General features: G+C 75.5%; 18 protein-coding genes. 6 read left to right on the top strand and 12 right to left on the bottom strand.

What is annotated here, in order from left to right; genetic code table 11:
• Position 1: 1 nt before the first annotated feature.
• On the bottom strand, positions 2–1201 hold the full coding sequence (locus ACI79I_RS00775; RefSeq protein ID WP_456990077.1) for an MFS transporter: 1200 nt from the start codon (positions 1199–1201) through the stop codon (positions 2–4).
• A 36-nt stretch (positions 1202–1237) separates the two neighbouring features.
• On the opposite strand from ACI79I_RS00775, the gene ACI79I_RS00770 reads away from it, so the two are divergent.
• The gene (locus ACI79I_RS00770) at positions 1238–1765 is read left to right on the top strand and encodes a DUF488 domain-containing protein (protein ID WP_456990075.1); all 528 of its coding nucleotides are present in this window, start codon (positions 1238–1240) and stop codon (positions 1763–1765) included.
• Between the two features lie 67 nt (positions 1766–1832).
• Here the strand turns inward: ACI79I_RS00770 and pruA are convergent, their stop codons facing one another.
• Both pruA and ACI79I_RS00760 read right to left on the bottom strand, forming a co-directional pair.
• Positions 1833–3458, bottom strand: coding sequence for an L-glutamate gamma-semialdehyde dehydrogenase (pruA, locus tag ACI79I_RS00765; protein WP_456990073.1), 1626 nt, complete (start codon positions 3456–3458; stop codon positions 1833–1835).
• A gap of 14 nt (positions 3459–3472) precedes the next feature.
• Positions 3473–4408, bottom strand: a complete 936-nt coding sequence (locus ACI79I_RS00760; RefSeq protein WP_456990071.1) for a proline dehydrogenase family protein — start codon at positions 4406–4408, stop codon at positions 3473–3475.
• A gap of 125 nt (positions 4409–4533) precedes the next feature.
• Between ACI79I_RS00760 and ACI79I_RS00755 the strand changes: the two genes are divergently transcribed.
• The 3 genes from ACI79I_RS00755 to ACI79I_RS00745 all read left to right on the top strand — a co-directional run bounded on the left by ACI79I_RS00755 (position 4534) and on the right by ACI79I_RS00745 (position 8676).
• Positions 4534–5673 (top strand): PucR family transcriptional regulator, encoded by a 1140-nt coding sequence (locus tag ACI79I_RS00755; protein WP_456990068.1) that lies wholly within the window; start codon positions 4534–4536, stop codon positions 5671–5673.
• An 85-nt stretch (positions 5674–5758) separates the two neighbouring features.
• Positions 5759–6364 carry a biliverdin-producing heme oxygenase gene (locus ACI79I_RS00750; RefSeq protein WP_456990066.1) on the top strand — a complete coding sequence of 202 codons (606 nt, stop codon included), beginning with the start codon at positions 5759–5761 and terminating at the stop codon, positions 6362–6364.
• Positions 6361–8676, top strand: a complete 2316-nt coding sequence (locus ACI79I_RS00745; RefSeq protein ID WP_456990064.1) for a SpoIIE family protein phosphatase — start codon at positions 6361–6363, stop codon at positions 8674–8676. The genes ACI79I_RS00750 and ACI79I_RS00745 overlap by 4 nt, the downstream gene beginning before the upstream one ends.
• A 46-nt stretch (positions 8677–8722) precedes the next feature.
• On the opposite strand, the gene ACI79I_RS00740 is transcribed toward ACI79I_RS00745, so the two are convergent.
• From ACI79I_RS00740 to paaD, 5 genes are all read right to left on the bottom strand, one after another.
• Positions 8723–9001: a hypothetical protein gene (locus ACI79I_RS00740; protein ID WP_456946009.1), complete on the bottom strand. Its 279-nt coding sequence runs from the start codon at positions 8999–9001 to the stop codon at positions 8723–8725.
• Positions 9002–9031: 30 nt separating this feature from the next.
• Positions 9032–9811 (bottom strand): SDR family NAD(P)-dependent oxidoreductase, encoded by a 780-nt coding sequence (locus tag ACI79I_RS00735; RefSeq protein WP_456990062.1) that lies wholly within the window; start codon positions 9809–9811, stop codon positions 9032–9034.
• Between the two features lie 75 nt (positions 9812–9886).
• Positions 9887–10714, bottom strand: coding sequence for a polysaccharide deacetylase family protein (locus tag ACI79I_RS00730; protein WP_456990060.1), 828 nt, complete (start codon positions 10712–10714; stop codon positions 9887–9889).
• A gap of 87 nt (positions 10715–10801) precedes the next feature.
• The gene (gene idi / locus ACI79I_RS00725) at positions 10802–11353 is read right to left on the bottom strand and encodes an isopentenyl-diphosphate Delta-isomerase (RefSeq protein ID WP_456990057.1); all 552 of its coding nucleotides are present in this window, start codon (positions 11351–11353) and stop codon (positions 10802–10804) included.
• Positions 11354–11412: 59 nt separating this feature from the next.
• Entirely contained in the window at positions 11413–11913 is a 501-nt protein-coding gene (gene paaD / locus ACI79I_RS00720) for a 1,2-phenylacetyl-CoA epoxidase subunit PaaD (protein ID WP_456990055.1), read from the bottom strand.
• A 144-nt stretch (positions 11914–12057) separates the two neighbouring features.
• Here paaD and ACI79I_RS00715 point away from each other — a divergent pair, with 144 nt between their 5' ends.
• Positions 12058–12891 (top strand): alpha/beta fold hydrolase, encoded by an 834-nt coding sequence (locus ACI79I_RS00715; protein ID WP_456990053.1) that lies wholly within the window; start codon positions 12058–12060, stop codon positions 12889–12891.
• Positions 12892–12971: 80 nt separating this feature from the next.
• Positions 12972–13418: an Hsp20/alpha crystallin family protein gene (locus ACI79I_RS00710; protein ID WP_456990051.1), complete on the top strand. Its 447-nt coding sequence runs from the start codon at positions 12972–12974 to the stop codon at positions 13416–13418.
• 118 nt (positions 13419–13536) lie between these two features.
• On the opposite strand, the gene ACI79I_RS00705 is transcribed toward ACI79I_RS00710, so the two are convergent.
• The 4 genes from ACI79I_RS00705 to ACI79I_RS00690 all read right to left on the bottom strand — a co-directional run bounded on the left by ACI79I_RS00705 (position 13537) and on the right by ACI79I_RS00690 (position 17644).
• Positions 13537–14655 carry an FAD-dependent oxidoreductase gene (locus ACI79I_RS00705; protein ID WP_456990049.1) on the bottom strand — a complete coding sequence of 373 codons (1119 nt, stop codon included), beginning with the start codon at positions 14653–14655 and terminating at the stop codon, positions 13537–13539.
• Between the two features lie 79 nt (positions 14656–14734).
• Entirely contained in the window at positions 14735–16027 is a 1293-nt protein-coding gene (locus ACI79I_RS00700) for an FMN-binding glutamate synthase family protein (protein ID WP_456990047.1), read from the bottom strand.
• Positions 16028–16037: 10 nt separating this feature from the next.
• Positions 16038–16763: a GltB/FmdC/FwdC-like GXGXG domain-containing protein gene (locus ACI79I_RS00695; RefSeq protein WP_456990045.1), complete on the bottom strand. Its 726-nt coding sequence runs from the start codon at positions 16761–16763 to the stop codon at positions 16038–16040.
• Entirely contained in the window at positions 16751–17644 is an 894-nt protein-coding gene (locus ACI79I_RS00690; protein ID WP_456990043.1) for a hypothetical protein, read from the bottom strand. Before ACI79I_RS00690 ends, ACI79I_RS00695 begins: the two co-directional genes overlap by 13 nt.
• Positions 17645–17669: the final 25 nt, after the last annotated feature.

Genomic DNA, 17669 nt, shown 5'->3' with positions numbered 1-17669 from the left:
GTCAGCGACGCGACCGGCCGGTGGCCACCAGTGCCACCGGCAGCACGGCCACCAGGACGGCGGCGACCACCACGTAGGTCCACGGCAGGCCGATCCCGGCCGCGAGCAGGCCCGGCACCAGCGCTCCGACGCCGGTGCCGACGTCGAACGAGGCGTTCCACATCGCGCTGGCGGCGGTCGACCCGCGCTGCCCGGCGCGGGCGAAGGCGGTCACCAGGGTGAGGTTCTGCACCGCGCCGAACCCGGCACCGAACACCGCCGCCCCGGCCAGCACCCAGGCGTCGCCCGCGCCGAGGCCGGCGGCGACCGCCGCCAGCCCGGCCGCGGCGACGACCAGGGCCGCCGGGAGCAGCAGCCGGGGGCCGACGCGGTCGGCGAGCAGGCCGGCCCGCCAGCGGGTCAGGGCCCCGGTGACGCCGAAGACCAGCAGCGCCGCCGTCGCCAGGACGCCGTCCGGGCGCTCGATCGGCAGGAAGGTCACCAGTCCGCCACCGGCGAGGGTGACCACCAGCAGCACGACCGACGGCGCGAGCGCGGCGAGCGCGGCGGCCCGCGACGCCCCGCCGGCCGCCGGCTCCAGCCGGACCGACCGCACCAGGACCGGCACCAGGGGCAGGGCGAGCACCGGCGCGGCGGCCAGCCACGCCAGCCAGCCCGCGTGCCCGTCCAGGACCAGGGCGACCCCCGCCGGGACGGCGACCAGGTTGGGCACCGCGATGGCCAGCCCGTACAGGCCGATCGACTCCCCGCGGCGGTCGAGCGGGGCCACCTGCGCGGCGAGCATCGCCCCGAGGACGGTGAGCACGGCGAACCCGGCCCCGCGCACCACCCCGATCGCCGACAGCCAGCCCAGCCCGTCCCCGACGGCGTACAGCGGGGCCGGCGCCCCCAGCGCGATGAGCCCGACGGCCAGCACCGGGCCGAGGCCGAAGCGGGCGGTCAGCGCCGGGACGACCGCCTGCACCGCGACGGTGACCCCCAGCAGGACGGCGGTGACCACGCCGGCGAGGTCGGGGTCGGCGCCGCCGGCGACCGCGTACGCCGGCAGCGAGGCCAGCGTCAGGCAGTAGCTCGCGAACCCCAGCGCCGTGGCCCCGACCAGCGCCCGCATCGGCGGGAGCCGCCACAGCGACTCCCTCGTCCTCGTCCCGCCGGCCACACCGCTCCTCTCCCCGGGCACCGTCGCCCGGCCGACCAGCATGCCCGCCTCCACCGCGGTGGCGGGTAGGGACCGGAGATGCCTCTGCTCACCGTCGGCCACGGCCCCGAGGACCGTCGGCGCCTGGGCGCCCGGCTGGCCGCGGCGGGGGTCGCGCGGGTCGTCGACGTCCGCCGGTTCCCCGGCAGCCGGACCAACCCCGACGTCCGGCGCGAGGCCCTCGAGCAGTGGTTGCCCGCCGCCGGCATCGGCTACCGGTGGGACGCACGGCTCGGGGGCCGGCGGCAGCTGCCCCCCGGGGAGCCGGTGCGGGACGGGTGGTGGACCGTCGCGCAGTTCGCCGCCTACGCCGCCCACACCCGGACGGCGGAGTTCGCCGCCGCCCTCGACGAGGTGCTGGCCGACGCGGCCGGGGACCCCGTGGCGGTCATGTGCAGCGAGAGCGTGTGGTGGCGCTGCCACCGGCGGCTGATCGCCGACGTCGCCGTCCTGGGTCGGGGCGTGCCGGTGCAGCACCTCATGCCCGACGGGCGGCTGACGCCGCACACCCCCGCGGCCGGCGCGGTGCTCGCGGACGACGGCCTCGTGCACTGGCCCGCCGGGTGACGTGCTGGAACGGCCGCCCTGCAGGGTCCCGCCGCGAGCCTGCGAGCGGTGGGGGGCAGGGGGGTCCTCACTCCATGTGCGGGTAACGCCAGTCGGTCGGCGGCACGAACGTCTCCTTGATCGACCGGGTCGACGTCCAGCGCTGCAGGTTCTGCGCCGCCCCGGCCTTGTCGTTGGTGCCCGAGGCCCGCCCGCCGCCGAAGGGCTGCTGGCCGACGACGGCACCGGTCGGCTTGTCGTTGACGTAGAAGTTGCCCGCGGCGAACCGCAGGAACCGCTCGGCGTGCGCGATCGCGGCGCGGTCCTGGGCGATGACCGCCCCGGTCAGCGCGTACGGCGCCGCGGACTCCATCTGGGCGAGCACCGCGTCGTAGTCGGCGTCGTCGTAGACGTGCACCGCCAGGACCGGCCCGAAGTACTCGGTGGTGAAGACCTCGTGCCCGGGATCGGTGCCCTCGATGATCGTCGGGCGCACGAAGAAGCCCTCGCTGTCGTCGGCCTGGCCGCCCGCCACGATGGACAGCGCCGGGTCGTCGTCCACCCGGTCGATGACGCCGGACAGCTTGGAGAACGACCTCCGGTCGATCACGGCGCCCATGAAGTTCGAGAAGTCGGTGACGTCGCCCATCGGCAGCGCCTCGGTCTGGCCCACCAGGTCGTCGCGCAGCCGCGCCCACACCGACCGCGGCACGTAGGCGCGGCTGGCCGCCGAGCACTTCTGCCCCTGGTACTCGAACGCGCCGCGGATCAGCGCGGTGCGCAGCACGTCGACGTCGGCCGAGGGGTGGGCGACGACGAAGTCCTTGCCGCCGGTCTCGCCGACGATGCGCGGGTAGCCCCGGTAGGAGGCGATGCGCTCGCCCACCTGCCGCCACAGCATCTGGAACACCGCCGTCGACCCGGTGAAGTGGATGCCGGCGAGGTCCCGGTCGGCCAGGACGACGTCGGAGACCGCGGCCCCGTCGCCGGTGACCATCGTGATGACGCCCGGCGGCAGCCCGGCCTCCTCGAGCAGCCGCATGAGGAAGTGCGCGGCGAACTGCTGGGTGGGCGCGGGCTTCCAGACCACGGTGTTGCCCATGAGGGCCGGGGCCGTGGGCAGGTTGCCGGCGATCGCGGTGAAGTTGAACGGGGTGACGGCGTAGACGAATCCCTCGAGCGGGCGGTGGTCGCTCCGGTTCCACACGCCCGGCGAGGACGCCGGCTGCGCGGACACGATCTCGCGGGCGAAGTGCACGTTCCAGCGCCAGAAGTCGACCAGCTCGCAGGCGCTGTCGATCTCGGCCTGGTAGGCGGTCTTGCTCTGGCCGAGCATCGTGGCGGCGTTGAGCGTCTGCCGCCACGGGCCGGCGAGCAGCTCGGCGGCCCGGAGGAACACCGCGGCGCGGTTGTCGAAGGACAGCTCCCGCCACGCCGGTGCGGCCTCCTTGACGCAGGCCACCGCGTCCTGCGCGTCGGCGTGCGTCGCGTGCGCCGCGGTCCCGAGGACGGCGGCGTGCCGGTGCGGCTGGACGACGTCGAAGCGCTCGCCGCCGCCCAGCCGCCGCTGCTCGCCGATGGTCATGGTCAGCTCGAGCGGCTCACCGGCGAGCTCGGTCAGGCGCGCCTGGAGTGCCGCCCGCTCCGGCGATCCGGGGGCGTAGGTGAGCACCGGCTCGTTGCGCGGCGGGGGGACGCGGGTGATGCCGTCCATGAGAGGACTCCTGTTCAGGACGTGGTGACGAGGGAGCGCAGGAAGAAGCGCAGGTTGGCCGGCCGCTCGGCCAGGCGGCGCATGAAGTAGGCGTACCAGTCGGCGCCGTAGGGCACGTAGGCGCGCACGCACACGCCGGCCGCGGCCAGCCGGCGCTGCTCGCCGGTGCGGATGCCGTACAGCATCTGCACCTCCCAGGAGTCCGGCCGCCGCCCGGCACGTGCGGCCAGCCGCTGCGCGATCGCGATCAGCCGGGGGTCGTGGCTGCCGACCATCGGGTAGCCGGCCCCGCCCATGAGGACGCCGAGGCAGCGGGCGTAGGAGGCGTCGACCTCCGCCCGGCTCTGGTAGGCCACGGACGGCGGCTCGTCGTAGGCGCCCTTGACCAGCCGGACCCGTGACCCCGCGACGGCGAGCGCCCGGGCGTCGTCCTCGGTGCGGTGCAGCGCCGCCTGGAGCACGGCGCCGGTGCCGGGGTGGTCGCGACGCAGCTCGGTGAGGACGGTCAGGGTCGAGTCGACGGTGGCCGACTCCTCCATGTCGAGGGTCACCGTGGTGCCGATCGCGCCGGCCGCCTCGACCACCGGCCGGACCAGCTCGAGGGCCAGGTCGGTGCCGCCGTCGGGCAGCGCCTGCCCGAAGGCCGACAGCTTGACCGACACCTCGGCGGCACGTCCCAGCCGCAGCGGGGCGAGGCCCTCGAGCAGCGCCAGGTAGGCGTCGCGCGAGCGGAGCGCCTCGGCGCGGTCGGTCACGCCCTCCCCGAGGTGGTCGAGGGTCACCGCGATGCCCTCACCGGTGAGCCGGCGGACGACGGCCAGCGCCTCCTCCTGCGTCTCCCCGGCGACGAAGCGGTCGACCACCCGCCGGGTGGCCGGGGTGCCGGTGACCAGCCGGCGCAGCTCGGGACGCCGGGACGCACCGAGCAGCAGTGCCTTCTGGGAGAGCACGCCCACCTCCGCCGGCCGGGGACCGCGACACCTCCGACGCTAGGCAGCCGCCGCCTCCGCCACCAGCGACAGACGTATGGTCCATCCGGTCGGGTTCTCATACACGTGTACAGGGAGGACGGCGGGTGCTCGACGAGCTGCAGGAGCTGGTCGACCGCGTCTCGGCCCTGCTCGCGGCCCCCGCCACGCTGGAGGACGCCGACTTCACCCTCCTGGCCTTCTGCGCCCACCCGGTCGACGGCGAGGACGAGCCGGTGATGGACGACGTCCGGACCCGCTCGATCCTGGGCCGCGGCTCGACCCCGGCAACCCGGCGCCGGTTCGAGGAGTTCGGCATCGCGACCGCGACCGGCCCGCTGCGCACGCCGGAGGACCCGGCGGCGGGCATCCTCACCCGCCTGGTGCTCCCGGTGCGCCACGCCGGGCGCACCTACGGCTACCTGTGGTTGCTCGACGGCGGCCGCACCCAACCCGACGGGGACGATCCCGCGCTGGCCCGCGCGGGCGAGCTGGCCGCCGAGGCCGGGCGGCTGCTCGCCGAGCGCGCGCGGAACACCGGCGACCTGGGCCGGCCACTGGCCGCGGCCCTGTCCGGGACGGCGGGCGGCCGCGCGCAGGCGGTCCGGACCCTCGCGGCGGTGTGGGGCGAGGACACCGCCCTCGTGCTGGTCGCGCTGCGGCCGCGCGGCGAGCTCCCGGCCGGCTGGCGGCCGCCGGTCATCGGCGCGGTCCCCGCGGTGCTGCCCGAGGAGGGGCTGGTCGCCGTCCTGGTCCCGCTGCCGGGGCCCGGGGACCTGCGGCCGGCCGGGGCGCTGACCGCCGCCGCGCTGAGGGCGCTGCCGCCGGGCAGCACCGCGGGACTGTCCGCCGTCGGGCGCGGCGTGACCGGGCTGGGCGAGCGGTGGGCGCAGGCACGGACGGCGGCCGAGGTCGCCGCGGCCGCCCCGCGCCTGTCCCCCGTCGCCTCCTGGGAGGAGCTGGGCGGCTGGCGACTGGCCGCCGCACTGCCCGGCCCGGACCCCGCCGTCCTCCCCCTGCTGGCCGACCCGGTGCTCACCGCGACCGCGGAGGCCTGGCTCGACGCCGCGGGCAGCGCCGCCCGGACCGCGGAGGACCTGGGCATCCACCGGCAGACGCTCTACTACCGGCTCGGCCGCATCGCCGAGCTGACCGGTCTGGACCCGGCCGACGGCGACGCGCGGCTGCTGGTGCACGCCTCCCTGCGCGCCGCGCGGCTGTGCGCGGTGCGCTCGGGCAGCACGTGACCGTTGCACCGTGCACCCGTCGGCTGCGCCCGTGGCGCATGGGTGGCCTACCCTCGGGTAGCTGACCGGTGTGGGAGGAGAGGCGTTGCCTCGAGATGCGGGGCGCGCCGACGTCCTGACGACGTTGCGGTCCGCGACGGCCGCCGAGCACGAGCAGGTGGAGAACACCCTCGCGCTGATGGACCCGGCGCTGAGCCGCGACCGGCTGGTCGACGTCCTGGCCCGGTTGCACGCGTTCTGGACCGCCGCCGAGGCCGGCCTGGACGCCTGGGCGGGCCGCGAGCCGGCCGACGCCGAGACGGTGGGGTGGGCGCGTCGCCGGCGTGCCGCCCTGTTCGCCGCCGACCTGCAGGCGCTGGGCGCCGCCCCCGGGCCGGCCGCCGTCCCCGACCTGCCGGACGTGGCCGACACCGACCAGGCCCTCGGCCGGCTGTACGTGCTGGAGGGCTCGACCCTCGGCGGCACGTTCATCTCCCGTCACCTGGCGGCCCTCCCCGGCCTCGCCCCCGGGGTGCAGGTGCGCGCGTTCTCCCCGTACGGCGCCGAGACCGGCGCCATGTGGCACGCCTACCGGAGGGTGACCCGCGATCGGGTCGCGGCCGGGGGCGACGCGGGCCGCGTGGTGGACGCGGCGCGGGCCACGTTCACCGCGCTGGCGGAGTGGGTGGCCCCGGTCGGGGTCCCCGCGTGAGCCGGGCGGAGCCGGACCTCGAACTGCTGCCGCCGGGCACGCCGATCGACCTGACCAACTGCGAGCGCGAGCCGATCCACGTCCCGGGCAGCATCCAGCCGCGCGGGGTGCTGCTCACGGTCGACGAGCCCGACCTGGTCGTCGTCCAGGTGTCGGAGAACCTCGGCGACCTGGTGGGCCTGGACTGGCGGGCGGCGCTGGGCCGGCGGCTGGCCGACGTCCTGGGGATGGCCGCCGCCGAGGCGATCGCCCGGTCGGCCAGCGCCTTCGGGGACCTGCGCGAGCGCAACCCGGTGGAGGTCACCCTCGACGTCGACGGCAGCCCGGTGCCGGTCGACGCGCTGCTGCACCGCGCGGTCGGGGAGCCGGCCGCGGACGGCGCACCGCCGGTGTCCGCGCTGGTCGTGGAGCTGGAGGCGGCCCGCGGCCCGCGGCCGTTCTCCTTCCCGAACACCTACCAGGCGGTGCGCGGCACCGTCGGTGAGCTCAACCGCGCCTCGACGCTGCAGGAGCTCTACGACATCACCGCGCAGGCGGTCCGCCAGCTCACCGGCTTCGACCGGGTGATGGTCTACCGCTACGACGCCGACTACAACGGCGAGGTCGTCGCCGAGGCCAAGGCGCCCGGCCTCAACTCCTTCCTGGGGCTGCACTACCCGGCCTCGGACATCCCCGCCCAGGCGCGGGCGCTGTACGAGAGGAACTGGATCCGGCTGATCTCCGACGTCGACTACGTCCCGGCGCGGCTGCAGCCGACCCACCTGCCGGCGACCGGGCAGCCGCTGGACCTGACCTACTCCACGCTGCGCAGCGTCTCGCCGATCCACATCGAGTACCTGCAGAACATGGGCGTGCACGCCTCCATGTCGATCTCGCTGCTGCGCGACGACCGGCTGTGGGGCCTCATCGCCTGCCACCACTACTCGGGACCGCACGCGCCCCCCCACGCCACCCGCGCCGCCGCGGAGTTCCTGGGCTCGACGCTGTCGGTCCGGCTGGTCGACCGCGCCGAGGAGGACGAGGTGCACCGCGCCCTGCGGGTGCGCTCGACCCTGGCCTGGCTGACCGCCGCCACCCTCGACGAGGACCGCCCCCTGGCCGAGACGCTGCTGGGCTCCCCCAGCCTGCTCGACCTCCTGCCCGCCGATGGCGTGGTCGTGTCGCTGCAGGGCAGCACCGGCAGCCGCGGCACCCCCCTGCCCGACGGCGCGGCCGAGGCCGTCGCCGCGTGGGCGGCCACCCGTCCCGAGGACGTCGTGGCCACCGACTCCCTGCGCCTGGAGGCCCCCGCGCTGGCCGGAGCGGCGGAACCCGCCTGCGGCGTCCTGGTGCTCCCCCTGCCGGAGGGCCAGTTCGTGCTCTGGCACCGCGCGGAGGCCGTGCGCACGGTGGACTGGGGCGGGGACCCCCACAACAAGGCGATCGCCGCCCGGGAGGGCGACGAGATCCGGCTGAGCCCGCGCCGGTCCTTCGACCGCTGGCGCGAGACGGTGCGCGACCGCGCCGAGCCGTGGACGGCCCAGCAGCTCGCCGAGGTCGGCGAGCTGCGCACCCACCTGCTGGAGGCGCTGTACGCGCGCTCCCGCCGGATCGTGCGCGCCGCCGAGACCCTGCAGCGGAGCCTGCTCGCCGAGCCGCCGGCGCCGGCGGACCTGGAGATCGCGGTGCGGTACGTGCCGGCCACCCGCGAGGCCCAGGTGGGCGGCGACTGGTACGACGTCTTCGAGCAGCCCGACGGCTCGACGATGGTGGTCATCGGCGACGTCGTCGGGCACGACACCGCTGCCGCCGCGGACATGGCCCAGCTGCGCGGGCTGCTGCGGGGCATCGCCTTCGACAACGCCGAGGGTCCGGCCGCCGTCCTGGCGCGGCTGGACAACGCCGTCGCCGGGCTGCAGCTCGGCGCGCTGGCGACCGTCCTCGTCGGCCGGCTGACCGCCGACCCGGGATCCGGCGGCACCCGGCTGCGCTGGTGCAGCGCCGGCCACCTGCCGCCGCTGGTGGCCGGGCCGGACGGCGCGACGCGCACCCTCACCCCCGCGCGGGCCGGCCTGCTGATCGGCGTCGACGCGACGGTGACCCGCAGCGAGTCCGAGGTGCTGCTGGAGCGGGGTTCGACCCTGCTGCTCTACACCGACGGGCTTGTCGAGCGCCGCGACCAGGTCTTCGACGACGGTGTGGAGCGGCTCCGGGAGGAGCTGGCTCCCCTCCGGGAGCGGCCGGTCGACGAGGTCTGCGACGAGGTCGTCGCGCGGCTGCTCCCGGAGGGTGCGGAGGACGACGTGGCGCTGGTCGCCGTCCGGCTGCGCTAGGGCGCCCCCTCGGTCCTCGTGGCGGTGCCCCGCAGGAGGGCCGCTCTCAGTCCCCCGGCGGGGCGGTGAACCGGGCGGACAGCCCGTCCCCCTGGTCGCCGCCCTCCGCCGGCAACGGCGCCTCGTCCTCCGCCGCGCGCACCTCGGCGGTCGTCTCCTCCGGGGGCGCCGCCCCGGTGCGGGCGTCGCGCTCGAGGGCGGCCAGCAGCCGCTCCTCGTCGGGCGCCAGGTCGCCCGGCCCCAGGTGGCCCCCGGGCTCACCGGCGTCCGAGCCCGACGCCATCGCGCTGTCGGGGGTCGGGTCGTCGGGGTCGGTCGAGCTCATGCCGCGCCTCCTCTTGCCGGACACCGCAGGTCAGCGGGGGAAGTTGGGTTCGAGTCGCGGCACGATCTGCATCTCGGGCACGAAGGCCGCCGGGTGCAGGGTGACCAGGTAGCGCACCATCTCCGCGACGGCCGACGGCGGCATCATCAGGTGGGACGGGATGCCCCACTGCTCCATCATCGGGGTGTCCATCGCGGCCGGGATGACCGCCTGCACGCGGCACGGGAAGGGCCGCTCGGTGCCGTCGTCGGCCCGGACGGCCTTCTCGCGCAGCTCCCGCTGGATGCACCTGGTCGCGTTCAGGAAGCCGGCCTTGGAGCCGTTGTAGGCGATGGCGCCGCTGCCGGAGGTGATCGCCGACAGGGACACGATGTGGACGACGTCCGCGGTGCGCCCCTCGGGCAGGTGCTGGACCCGCTTCACGAACTCACTGGTGAGGAAGACCGGCCCCTCGCAGTTGACCGCCTGCACCCGCTGGTAGTCCGCGAGGTCGATGTCGGTGATGTAGCCGGGCCGGTCGATGCCCGCGACGTTCACCAGGAGGTCGAAGGCGTCGCCGTGCGCGTCGAACAGCTGCTGCACCACCTGCCGGCGGCTCGCGTCGTCGGTGACGTCGAGCGGGACGACCTCGGCGGAGCCACCCGCGTCGGCCACCAGCTTCGAGGTCCCCTCGCTGCCGGCCGCGTCGATGTCGGCGATCGCCACGTGGGCACCGGCCTCCGCCAGCGCCACGCACGTCGCCCGGCCCAGGCCGCTCGCGCCCCCGGTGACCAGGGCGACCCGCCCCGCCAACGTCCCGCTGTCTGCCATCCGCTCCTCCAGGTGATCACGTCGATGTCGTGATCAGCCTCGCCGAAGAGCGGGCCGCCCGCAGGTCGGGGAGCGTCAGGCGATGGTCGCGGTGCCCGACAGCGAGCGGACCCCCGACAGGCTCGGCGGTCCCCACACGTCGGCGAGGGTGACCGTCTCCAGGCCGCGCTCGGCGATGAGCTCCAGCAGCTCGTCGTACACCTGCGTGATCGTCGGCTGGTTGGCGTGGCCGACGATGATCGACTGGGCGGTGAACCACTCGCGGGCGGCGGCCATCAGCTCGTCCGGGGTGAGCAGCCGGTTGTCCTCGAACGTGCCGTTCCACAGCACGACCGTCGGGTGACCGACCAGCTCGGAGATGCGGTCGATCCGCTCGTCGTGCGAGCCGAACGGCGGGCGGAAGAAGGGCGTGTCCTGCGCGCCGAACGTGGTCTCCAGCCAGTCCCGGTTGCGGCCGATCTCGTCGGCCACCTGGTCGTCGGAGAGCGTGGTCAGGTCGGGGTGGGACCACGTGTGGTTTCCCATCGCCACCTGACCGGAGTCGATCAGCGGCTGCAGCAGCTCGCCGTTCTCCTCCCACGACTTGTACATGCCGTTGGGGAAGAAGGTCAGCCGGACGCCGCTGTCCTTCGCGAAGGTGCACAGCGAGCCCACCACCTCCGAGCTCGTGCCGTCGTCGATGGTGAGCGCCAGCTTCACCCCGTCCCCCGGCAGCACGTCGACCGTCCCGACCGGGGGGTCCAGGAACTCCCGGGCGGCTGTCCTGGCGGGCTCGGCGGCGACCGCCGGGGCAGCGGGGGGAAGGGGGGACTGCTCGGGGTCCACGAGACCGGAGGTGCCGCGGCCCACGGCCGCACCAGCCACACCCGCCGCGAGGAAGAGCAGGAACCGTCGGCGCTCCATGCGGCGGAAGTTAGGACCCGCGACCTGCGTGTTCCCGGCAGCGACACGAGCACCCCCGAGCGGCTGACACGCCTCGTGCGGCCCTCGCTACGGTGCGCTGTGAGGGACCAGTCCCGCGTCCTCGATCAGCCGGGCCTGCTCGCGGCACCAGGGCGACCAGGTCGCGTCACCCTCGGTCTCCTGGCGGCGGCGGAACGCGGTCCAGTCGAGCAGTTCCCAGGCGCCGACCTCGGTGGGGTCCGGGGCCGGCGTGCCGGTGAAGCGCCCCAGGTAGACCGGGCAGACCTCGTTCTCCACCACGCCGCGGAACTCCGCCCGGTACCGGTAGCCGGGCAGCGCCTCCCGCAGCCGGTCGACCCCCAGGCCCAGCTCGAAGGCGGCGCGGCGGGCGATCGCGGCGGCGTCGTCCTCCCCCGGCCCCGGGTGGCCGCAGACGGTGTTGGTCCACATGCCCGGGAAGGTCTGCTTGCCGTCGGCGCGGCGGGTGACCAGCAGCCGCCCGGCGTCGTCGAACAGGTAGGCGGAGAAGGCGCGGTGCAGCGGCGTCTCACCGTGGTGGACCAGCGGCTTGGGCATCGTGCCGATCGCCGTCCCGTCGTCGTCGACGAGGACGATCAGCTCCTCCTGGGTGGCCGTCACGCCTCCATCGTCCCGGATCGCCGGGTGGCGCGCCGTGAGCGGGCGCGACCGCCTCGGGCTCAGACCTCCTTGACGTGTTCGAACGGCTCCCGGCAGCTCCGGCAGCGGCGCAGCGCCTTGCAGGCCGTTGCGCTGTACTCGCTGACCTCCTCGGTGTCGCCGGACCCGCACAGGGGGCAGGACGCCGTCCGCCGGGACGGCCCCAGCGGCACGGGCACCGGCCCGGGACCGTGCTGCGGGGCCGGGCCCGGCGGTGCGATGCCGGCCTCGGCGAGCTTGCGGCGGCCCTCCGCGGTGATCCGGTCGGTGCTCCACGGCGGCGCGAGCACGGTCCGGACGTCGACGTCGGGGTAGCCGGCCTCGTGGAGGGCGCGCAGCAGGTCGGCGCGCATCGTCCCCATCGCGGGGCAGCCGGCATAGGTCGGCGTGATCTCCACGACCACGATGCCCTCCTCCACGCGGACGTCGCGCAGCACACCGAGGTCGCTGAGCGTGAGCAGCGGCAGCTCGGGATCCGTGACCGTGTCGGCCACGGCCCGGAGATCCACTGTGGTGGTCATCACAGCCACCATGTCCCGAGCGCCGCCTGCACGCCAGTGTCTGCACCCGTCCGGGCGGTCGCGTGTCCGCGCACGAGTCCTCACGGACCGTGACGGCCGGGCGGACCACTGGCGCGCCGCGGTGGTGGCGAGCAGGGTCACGGGGTGGACAGCTTCCGGCGCGACGGCATGGTGTTCGACGTCCGGGACGGCGGCCCTCCCGACGGTGAACCCGTGGTGCTCCTGCACGGCTTCCCCCAGGACTCCACCGCGTGGGCCGCCGTCGCGGCCGGCCTGCACGCCGCCGGCCTGCGCACCCTCGCGCCGGACCAGCGCGGCTACTCCCCCAGCGCCCGGCCGACCGGGCGGTCGGCGTACCGGCTGCGGGAGGTGACCGCCGACGTCCTGGCGATGCTCGACGAGGCCGGGCTCGGCAGCGCCCACGTCGTGGGCCACGACTGGGGCGGCATCGTCGGCTGGGCGCTGGCGGCGTGGCACCCGGAGCGGGTCCGCACGCTGACCGCCCTCTCGGTGCCGCACCCGGCCGCCATGGCGCGGGCGATGGTCACCAGCGACCAGGCGCTGCGGTCGTACTACATGGGGCTGTTCCAGGTGCCGTTCCTGCCCGAGCGGCTCCTCCTGGTCGGGGGCGGCGAGCCGCTGCGCCGCATGTTCCTGCGCAGCGACCTGCCGCAGGACGTGTGCGACCACTACGTGGCCCGCATGCGGGAGCCCGGCGCGCTGTCCTCGGCGCTGGCCTGGTACCGGGCGCTGCCCTTCGACGCCCGCGACCCGGTCGGCCGGGTCCGCGTGCCGACCCTGCACGTGTGGAGCACCGGGGACGCCTTCCTCGGCCGGGCCGCGATCGAGGCCACCCACCGCTTCGTGGACGCGCCCTACCGGCTGGAGGTGCTGCAGGGGGTGACCCACTGGATCCCGGAGCTCGCTCCCGAGCGGGTCGCCGAGCTGGTGACCGCGCACGTGCGCCAGCACGGCTGACGGGCCGGCCGGGAATCTCCAGTCACCACTGGAAGTTGTATGCGGCGTCCACCCACATCGAGTCGAGAGGAGTCCGGGACATGACCCTGCCCGTCCGTTCCCCGTCGCGCTCCGTCGCCTCGTGGGACCCCTTCCGCGAGTTCGCCGACCTCGCCGAGCGGATGAACCGGCTGTGGGAGACCGGCCTCGGCGGCAGCGGCCTGGACCGGTGGGCCCCGCTGGCCGACGTCGAGGAGACCGACGACGCGTGGTCGGTCGAGATCGACCTGCCCGGCGTCGCGCGCGACGACGTCGACATCCAGCTCACCGACCGGGAGCTCACCGTCTCCGGGGAGGTCAAGGAGAAGGAGCGCGCCGGCATCCTGCGCCGCCGCGCCCGCCGCGTCGGCCAGTTCTCCTACTCGGTCACCCTGCCCGGCGACGTCGACGCCGACGGTGTGACCGCGCAGCTGACCGACGGCGTGCTGACCGTGCGCGTGCCCAAGTCCCAACAGGCCAAGCCGCGCCGCATCGCCATCAGCAGCTGACCCCCCGACCGGGGCCGCCGGGGAGGCCCCGGGGCCCCTGGTCCGGCGAGCAGCTCGCCGCCTGGCACCACCCGCCGGAGTGCGCCGGGCGAGGATCCCTCGCCCGGCGCACTCCGCGTCACACCGTCGCAGCCGCCGGGAGGGCGAAGCGGGGATCGGCGGACGCCCGGTCCAGCGCGAGGTCGGCGGCCAGCTCCCCCACCAGCGCGGCGAACTTGGCCCCGTGGCCCGAGCACGGCGAGACGACGACGACCGGGCCGACCCGGTCGAGCACGAAGTCCTCGGTCGGCGTGGTGGTGTAGAGGCAGCTGCCCTGGGCGACCGGTTCGGGAGCCAGGCCCGGGAGCCACTCGGCCACGAACCGCGCGACCCGTTCCCGCGACACCGGGTCGATCCGGCCGTCGCGGGCCGACGCCGTGGTGGCGGTGCCACCGTCGTGCTGGGCGACCTTGAACGCCGGCCGCGGGCCGCCGTCGGCGCCCGAGGGCAGCCCGAACAGCTGCAGGTCCCCCTTGTGCACGAAGGTCGGCCAGGCGGCCTCCGGGTCCGCGAGCCGGAAGTGGAAGACCTGCTGCTGGGTCACCGTGAGCGGCGGCAGGCCGAGGGGCACGCCGACCTCCGGCGCCAGCTCGGGCAGCCACGGCCCGGCCGCGACCACCACCCGGTCGGCTGCGACCGCCGGCCCGTCGGTGCGCACCAGCACGCCGTCCCCGAGCGGCTCGACGCCGGTGACCCGCGTGCGCCCCAGGACGGTCCCGCCGAGCTCGCCGACCCGGCGCACCCAGGCGGCGACCGCGGCGTCGGCGTCGAGCACCGCCGCCTCCGGGTGGAACAGCACCGGCCCGTCGAAGCGCATCCCCGGCCAGCGCCCCTCGGCCTCGGCCGCGGGGAGCAGCTCGTGCGGCACGCCCTCCCGCTCCATCAGCCCGGCCAGGCCGACCGGGTCGCGCGCCGAGCCGTGGTCGAGGCCGCCGGTGGTCCGCAGCAGCGTCGTCCCGGTGTCGGCCTCGGCCTCGGCCCAGCGGTCGAACGCCCGGCCGGTCAGCCGCACGTAGAACGGGTCGGCGTAGGCCCGGCGGACGATCCGCGACGTGCCGTGCGAGCTGCCGTGGACGTGGCCCGGGTCGAAGGCCTCCACCAGCGCGACCGACACCCCGCGCCGGGCCAGCTCCCACGCCGTCGCGGCGCCCATGAGGCCCGCCCCGACGACGGCGACCTCGGCCCGCAGGTCGCTCACGACACCCCCCGTTCGCTCCCGCGGGGCGTTCCGCTCCTCGCTCGCCGGCGGTCGCGGCGATGCTCGCGCCCCTGTCCGCTCATCGGCCCGGGATCCAGGAGGTGCCGGCCAGCGGGACCCGGGCCATCGCGGCGGCCTCGATGGTCAGGGCGACGAGGTCCTCGGGCTCCAGCGAGTGCAGGTGGGCCTTGCCGCAGGCGCGGGCGATGACCTGCGCCTCCATCGTCATCACCCGGATGAGGTTGGCGACCCGCCGCCCGCCGACCACCGGGTCCAGGCGCGCGGCCAGCTCGTCGTCCTGGGTGGTGATGCCGGCCGGGTCGCGGCCGGCCTGCCAGTCGTCGTAGAACCCGGCCGCGGAGCCGAGCGCCCGGTACTCCTCGTCCAGGTGCGGCGAGTTGTCGCCGAGCGCGATCAGCGCGGCGGTGCCGATGGCGACGGCGTCGGCACCCAGTGCCATGCACTTGGCGAGGTCGGCGCCGTTGCGGACGCCCCCGGAGACGATCAACTGCACCTGCCGGTGCAGCCCCTCCTCCTGCAGCGCCTGCACCGCCTGGGGCAGCGCGGCCAGGGTCGGGATGCCGACGTTCTCGATGAACACGTCCTGGGTCGCGGCGGTGCCGCCCTGCATGCCGTCGAGCACGATGACGTCGGCGCCGGCCTTGGCCGCCAGCTTCACGTCGTAGTAGGTGCGGCTGGCGCCGATCTTCACGTAGACCGGCTTCTCCCAGTCGGTGATCTCCCGCAGCTCCCGGATCTTGATCTCCAGGTCGTCGGGGCCGGTCCAGTCGGGGTGCCGGCAGGCGCTGCGCTGGTCGACGCCGACCGGCAGGGTGCGCATCCCGGCGACCCGCTCGGTGATCTTCTGGCCGAGCAGCATCCCTCCGCCGCCGGGCTTGGCGCCCTGGCCGAGCACGACCTCGATGGCGTCGGCCATGCGCAGGTGGTCGGGGTTCATGCCGTAGCGCGAGGGCAGGTACTGGTAGACGAGGTGCTTGGACTGGCCGCGCTCCTCCTCGGTCATCCCGCCGTCGCCGGTGGTCGTCGACGTCCCGACCTCGCTGGCACCCCGGCCCAGCGCCTCCTTGGCGCGGCCGGACAGCGCGCCGAAGCTCATCCCGGCGATCGTCACCGGGGTGGACAGGTGCAGCGGGTAGGTGGCGTTGCGGTCGCCGAGGACGACGTCGGTGTCGCAGCGCTCGCGGTACCCCTCGAGCGGGTACCGGGACATGCTCGCGCCGAGGAAGAGCAGGTCGTCGAAGTGCGGCACGCGGCGCTTGGCCCCGCCGCCGCGGATGTCGTAGATGCCGGTCTCGGCGGCGCGCTGGATCTCGGCGATGGTGGTGCGGTCGAAGGTCGCGGATTCACGCATGAGAGCCCCCTCAGTACGCCGAGGCGTTGTCGACGGAGAAGTTGTAGAGCCGGCGGGCGGAGCCGTACCGGCGGAAGGACGACGGGTCGGCGTCCAGGCCGGCCGCGGCCAGCAGCTCGGTGAGCTCGGCGAGGTGCTCGGGACGGACCTCCTTCTCCACGCAGTCCGCGCCGAGGCTCGCGACCGAGCCGGCCACGTAGATGCGGGCCTCGTAGAGGGAGTCGCCGAGCGCGTCGCCGGCGTCGCCGCAGACGACCAGCCGGCCGGCCTGGCCCATGAAGGCGCTCATGTGCCCGACGTCGCCGCCGACGACGATGTCCACGCCCTTCATCGAGATGCCGCAGCGCGCGGCGGCGGAGCCCTCGACGACCAGCAGCCCGCCGTGCGCGGTGGCGCCGGCCGCCTGCGAGGCGTTGCCGCGCACCCGCACGGTGCCGCTCATCATGTTCTCGGCGACGCCGACGCCGGCGTTGCCCTCGACGGTCACCGTCGCGGTCTTGGTCATCCCGGCGCAGTAGTAGCCGACGTGCCCCTCGATCCGGACGTCGATCGCGGCGTCGAGGCCGACGGCCACGTTGTGCTTCCCGTCGGGGTGCGTGACCCGCCAGGACGGCGCCTTGTCGGCGACGTCGGGGGCGTGCAGCGCCTGGTTGAGCTCCCGCACGCCGGAGAGGGACAGGTCGACGAGGGCGGGCTCCACCGCGGTGGGGACCTCGATCGTGCTCAGCGCTGCCATGCGTAGACCTCTTCCGGCTCGGGCTCGAAGATGCGGGCGGACTCGACGCCGGGCAGGCCGGCCAGGGCGCGGTACTCCGACGCCATCGCCACCCACTGCGGGGTCTCGGCGACGACCGCGGGCTTGCAGGCGATGGCGTCGCGGACGACGGCGAAGCTGTCCCTCGTGGAGACCAGCAGCGTGTAGAAGCCGTCGAACCGCTCGCAGAGCAGCTTCAGCGACGTCGACAGGTCGTACCCGGCGGCCAGCTGCGCGGCGACGAAGCGGGCGCCCACCTCGGAGTCGTTGTCGCTGTCGAAGACGGCGCCGGCCGCCCTCAGCTCGCGGCGGATGGTGGCGTGGTTGGCGAACGAGCCGTTGTGCACCAGGCACTGGTCGGTCCCGACCGAGAACGGGTGGCAGTGCGCCGGCGTCACCGCCGACTCCGTGGCCATCCGGGTGTGCGCCACGCCCTGCCAGCCCTGTGCGGCGGGCAGGCCGAACTCGGCGGCCAGCGACTGCGGGGAGCCGACGCCCTTGAGGACGGCGACCTCGTCGCCGGCCCCGATGACCAGCGCGCCCGGCACGGCCTCCCGGACGGCGGCGGCCAGCGTGCCGGGGTCGGTCGCGGCGTGCACCACGAGGGTCTGGCCGGCGTCGACGACCTCGGCCTCCGGCAGCGTTCCGCGGACGGCGGCGGCGACGTCGTCCGCCGTCCGGTCCCCGGTCAGCAGCGAGACGCTGGCCTCGCCCTGCGGCGACCACCGCGGGTCGCCGTACACGGCGACCCCTGCGGAGTCCGGGCCGCGCTCGGTGACCTGGCAGAGCATCCCGGTCAGCAGCTCGCCGAGCCGGGGGTACAGGGAGGGCTCCCGCAGGTGGAGCCCGACGATCCCGCACACGTCAGGGGGGTCCTCTCGTCCGGAG

The organism is Geodermatophilus sp. SYSU D01105 (genome assembly GCF_054050095.1).
The sequence above is the reverse complement of the archived record's forward strand: the minus strand, read 5'-3'. Positions and strand labels throughout refer to the sequence as shown.

Coding starts and splice junctions, on each gene's coding strand:
- ACI79I_RS00775 (WP_456990077.1), bottom strand. CDS start 1,201: ATGCTGGTCGGCCGGGCGACGGTGCCCGGGGAGAGGAGCGGTGTGGCC.
- ACI79I_RS00770 (WP_456990075.1), top strand. CDS start 1,238: ATGCCTCTGCTCACCGTCGGCCACGGCCCCGAGGACCGTCGGCGCCTG.
- pruA (WP_456990073.1), bottom strand. CDS start 3,458: ATGGACGGCATCACCCGCGTCCCCCCGCCGCGCAACGAGCCGGTGCTC.
- ACI79I_RS00740 (WP_456946009.1), bottom strand. CDS start 9,001: ATGAGCTCGACCGACCCCGACGACCCGACCCCCGACAGCGCGATGGCG.
- ACI79I_RS00735 (WP_456990062.1), bottom strand. CDS start 9,811: ATGGCAGACAGCGGGACGTTGGCGGGGCGGGTCGCCCTGGTCACCGGG.
- ACI79I_RS00730 (WP_456990060.1), bottom strand. CDS start 10,714: ATGGAGCGCCGACGGTTCCTGCTCTTCCTCGCGGCGGGTGTGGCTGGT.
- paaD (WP_456990055.1), bottom strand. CDS start 11,913: ATGACCACCACAGTGGATCTCCGGGCCGTGGCCGACACGGTCACGGAT.
- ACI79I_RS00710 (WP_456990051.1), top strand. CDS start 12,972: ATGACCCTGCCCGTCCGTTCCCCGTCGCGCTCCGTCGCCTCGTGGGAC.
- ACI79I_RS00700 (WP_456990047.1), bottom strand. CDS start 16,027: ATGCGTGAATCCGCGACCTTCGACCGCACCACCATCGCCGAGATCCAG.
- ACI79I_RS00695 (WP_456990045.1), bottom strand. CDS start 16,763: ATGGCAGCGCTGAGCACGATCGAGGTCCCCACCGCGGTGGAGCCCGCC.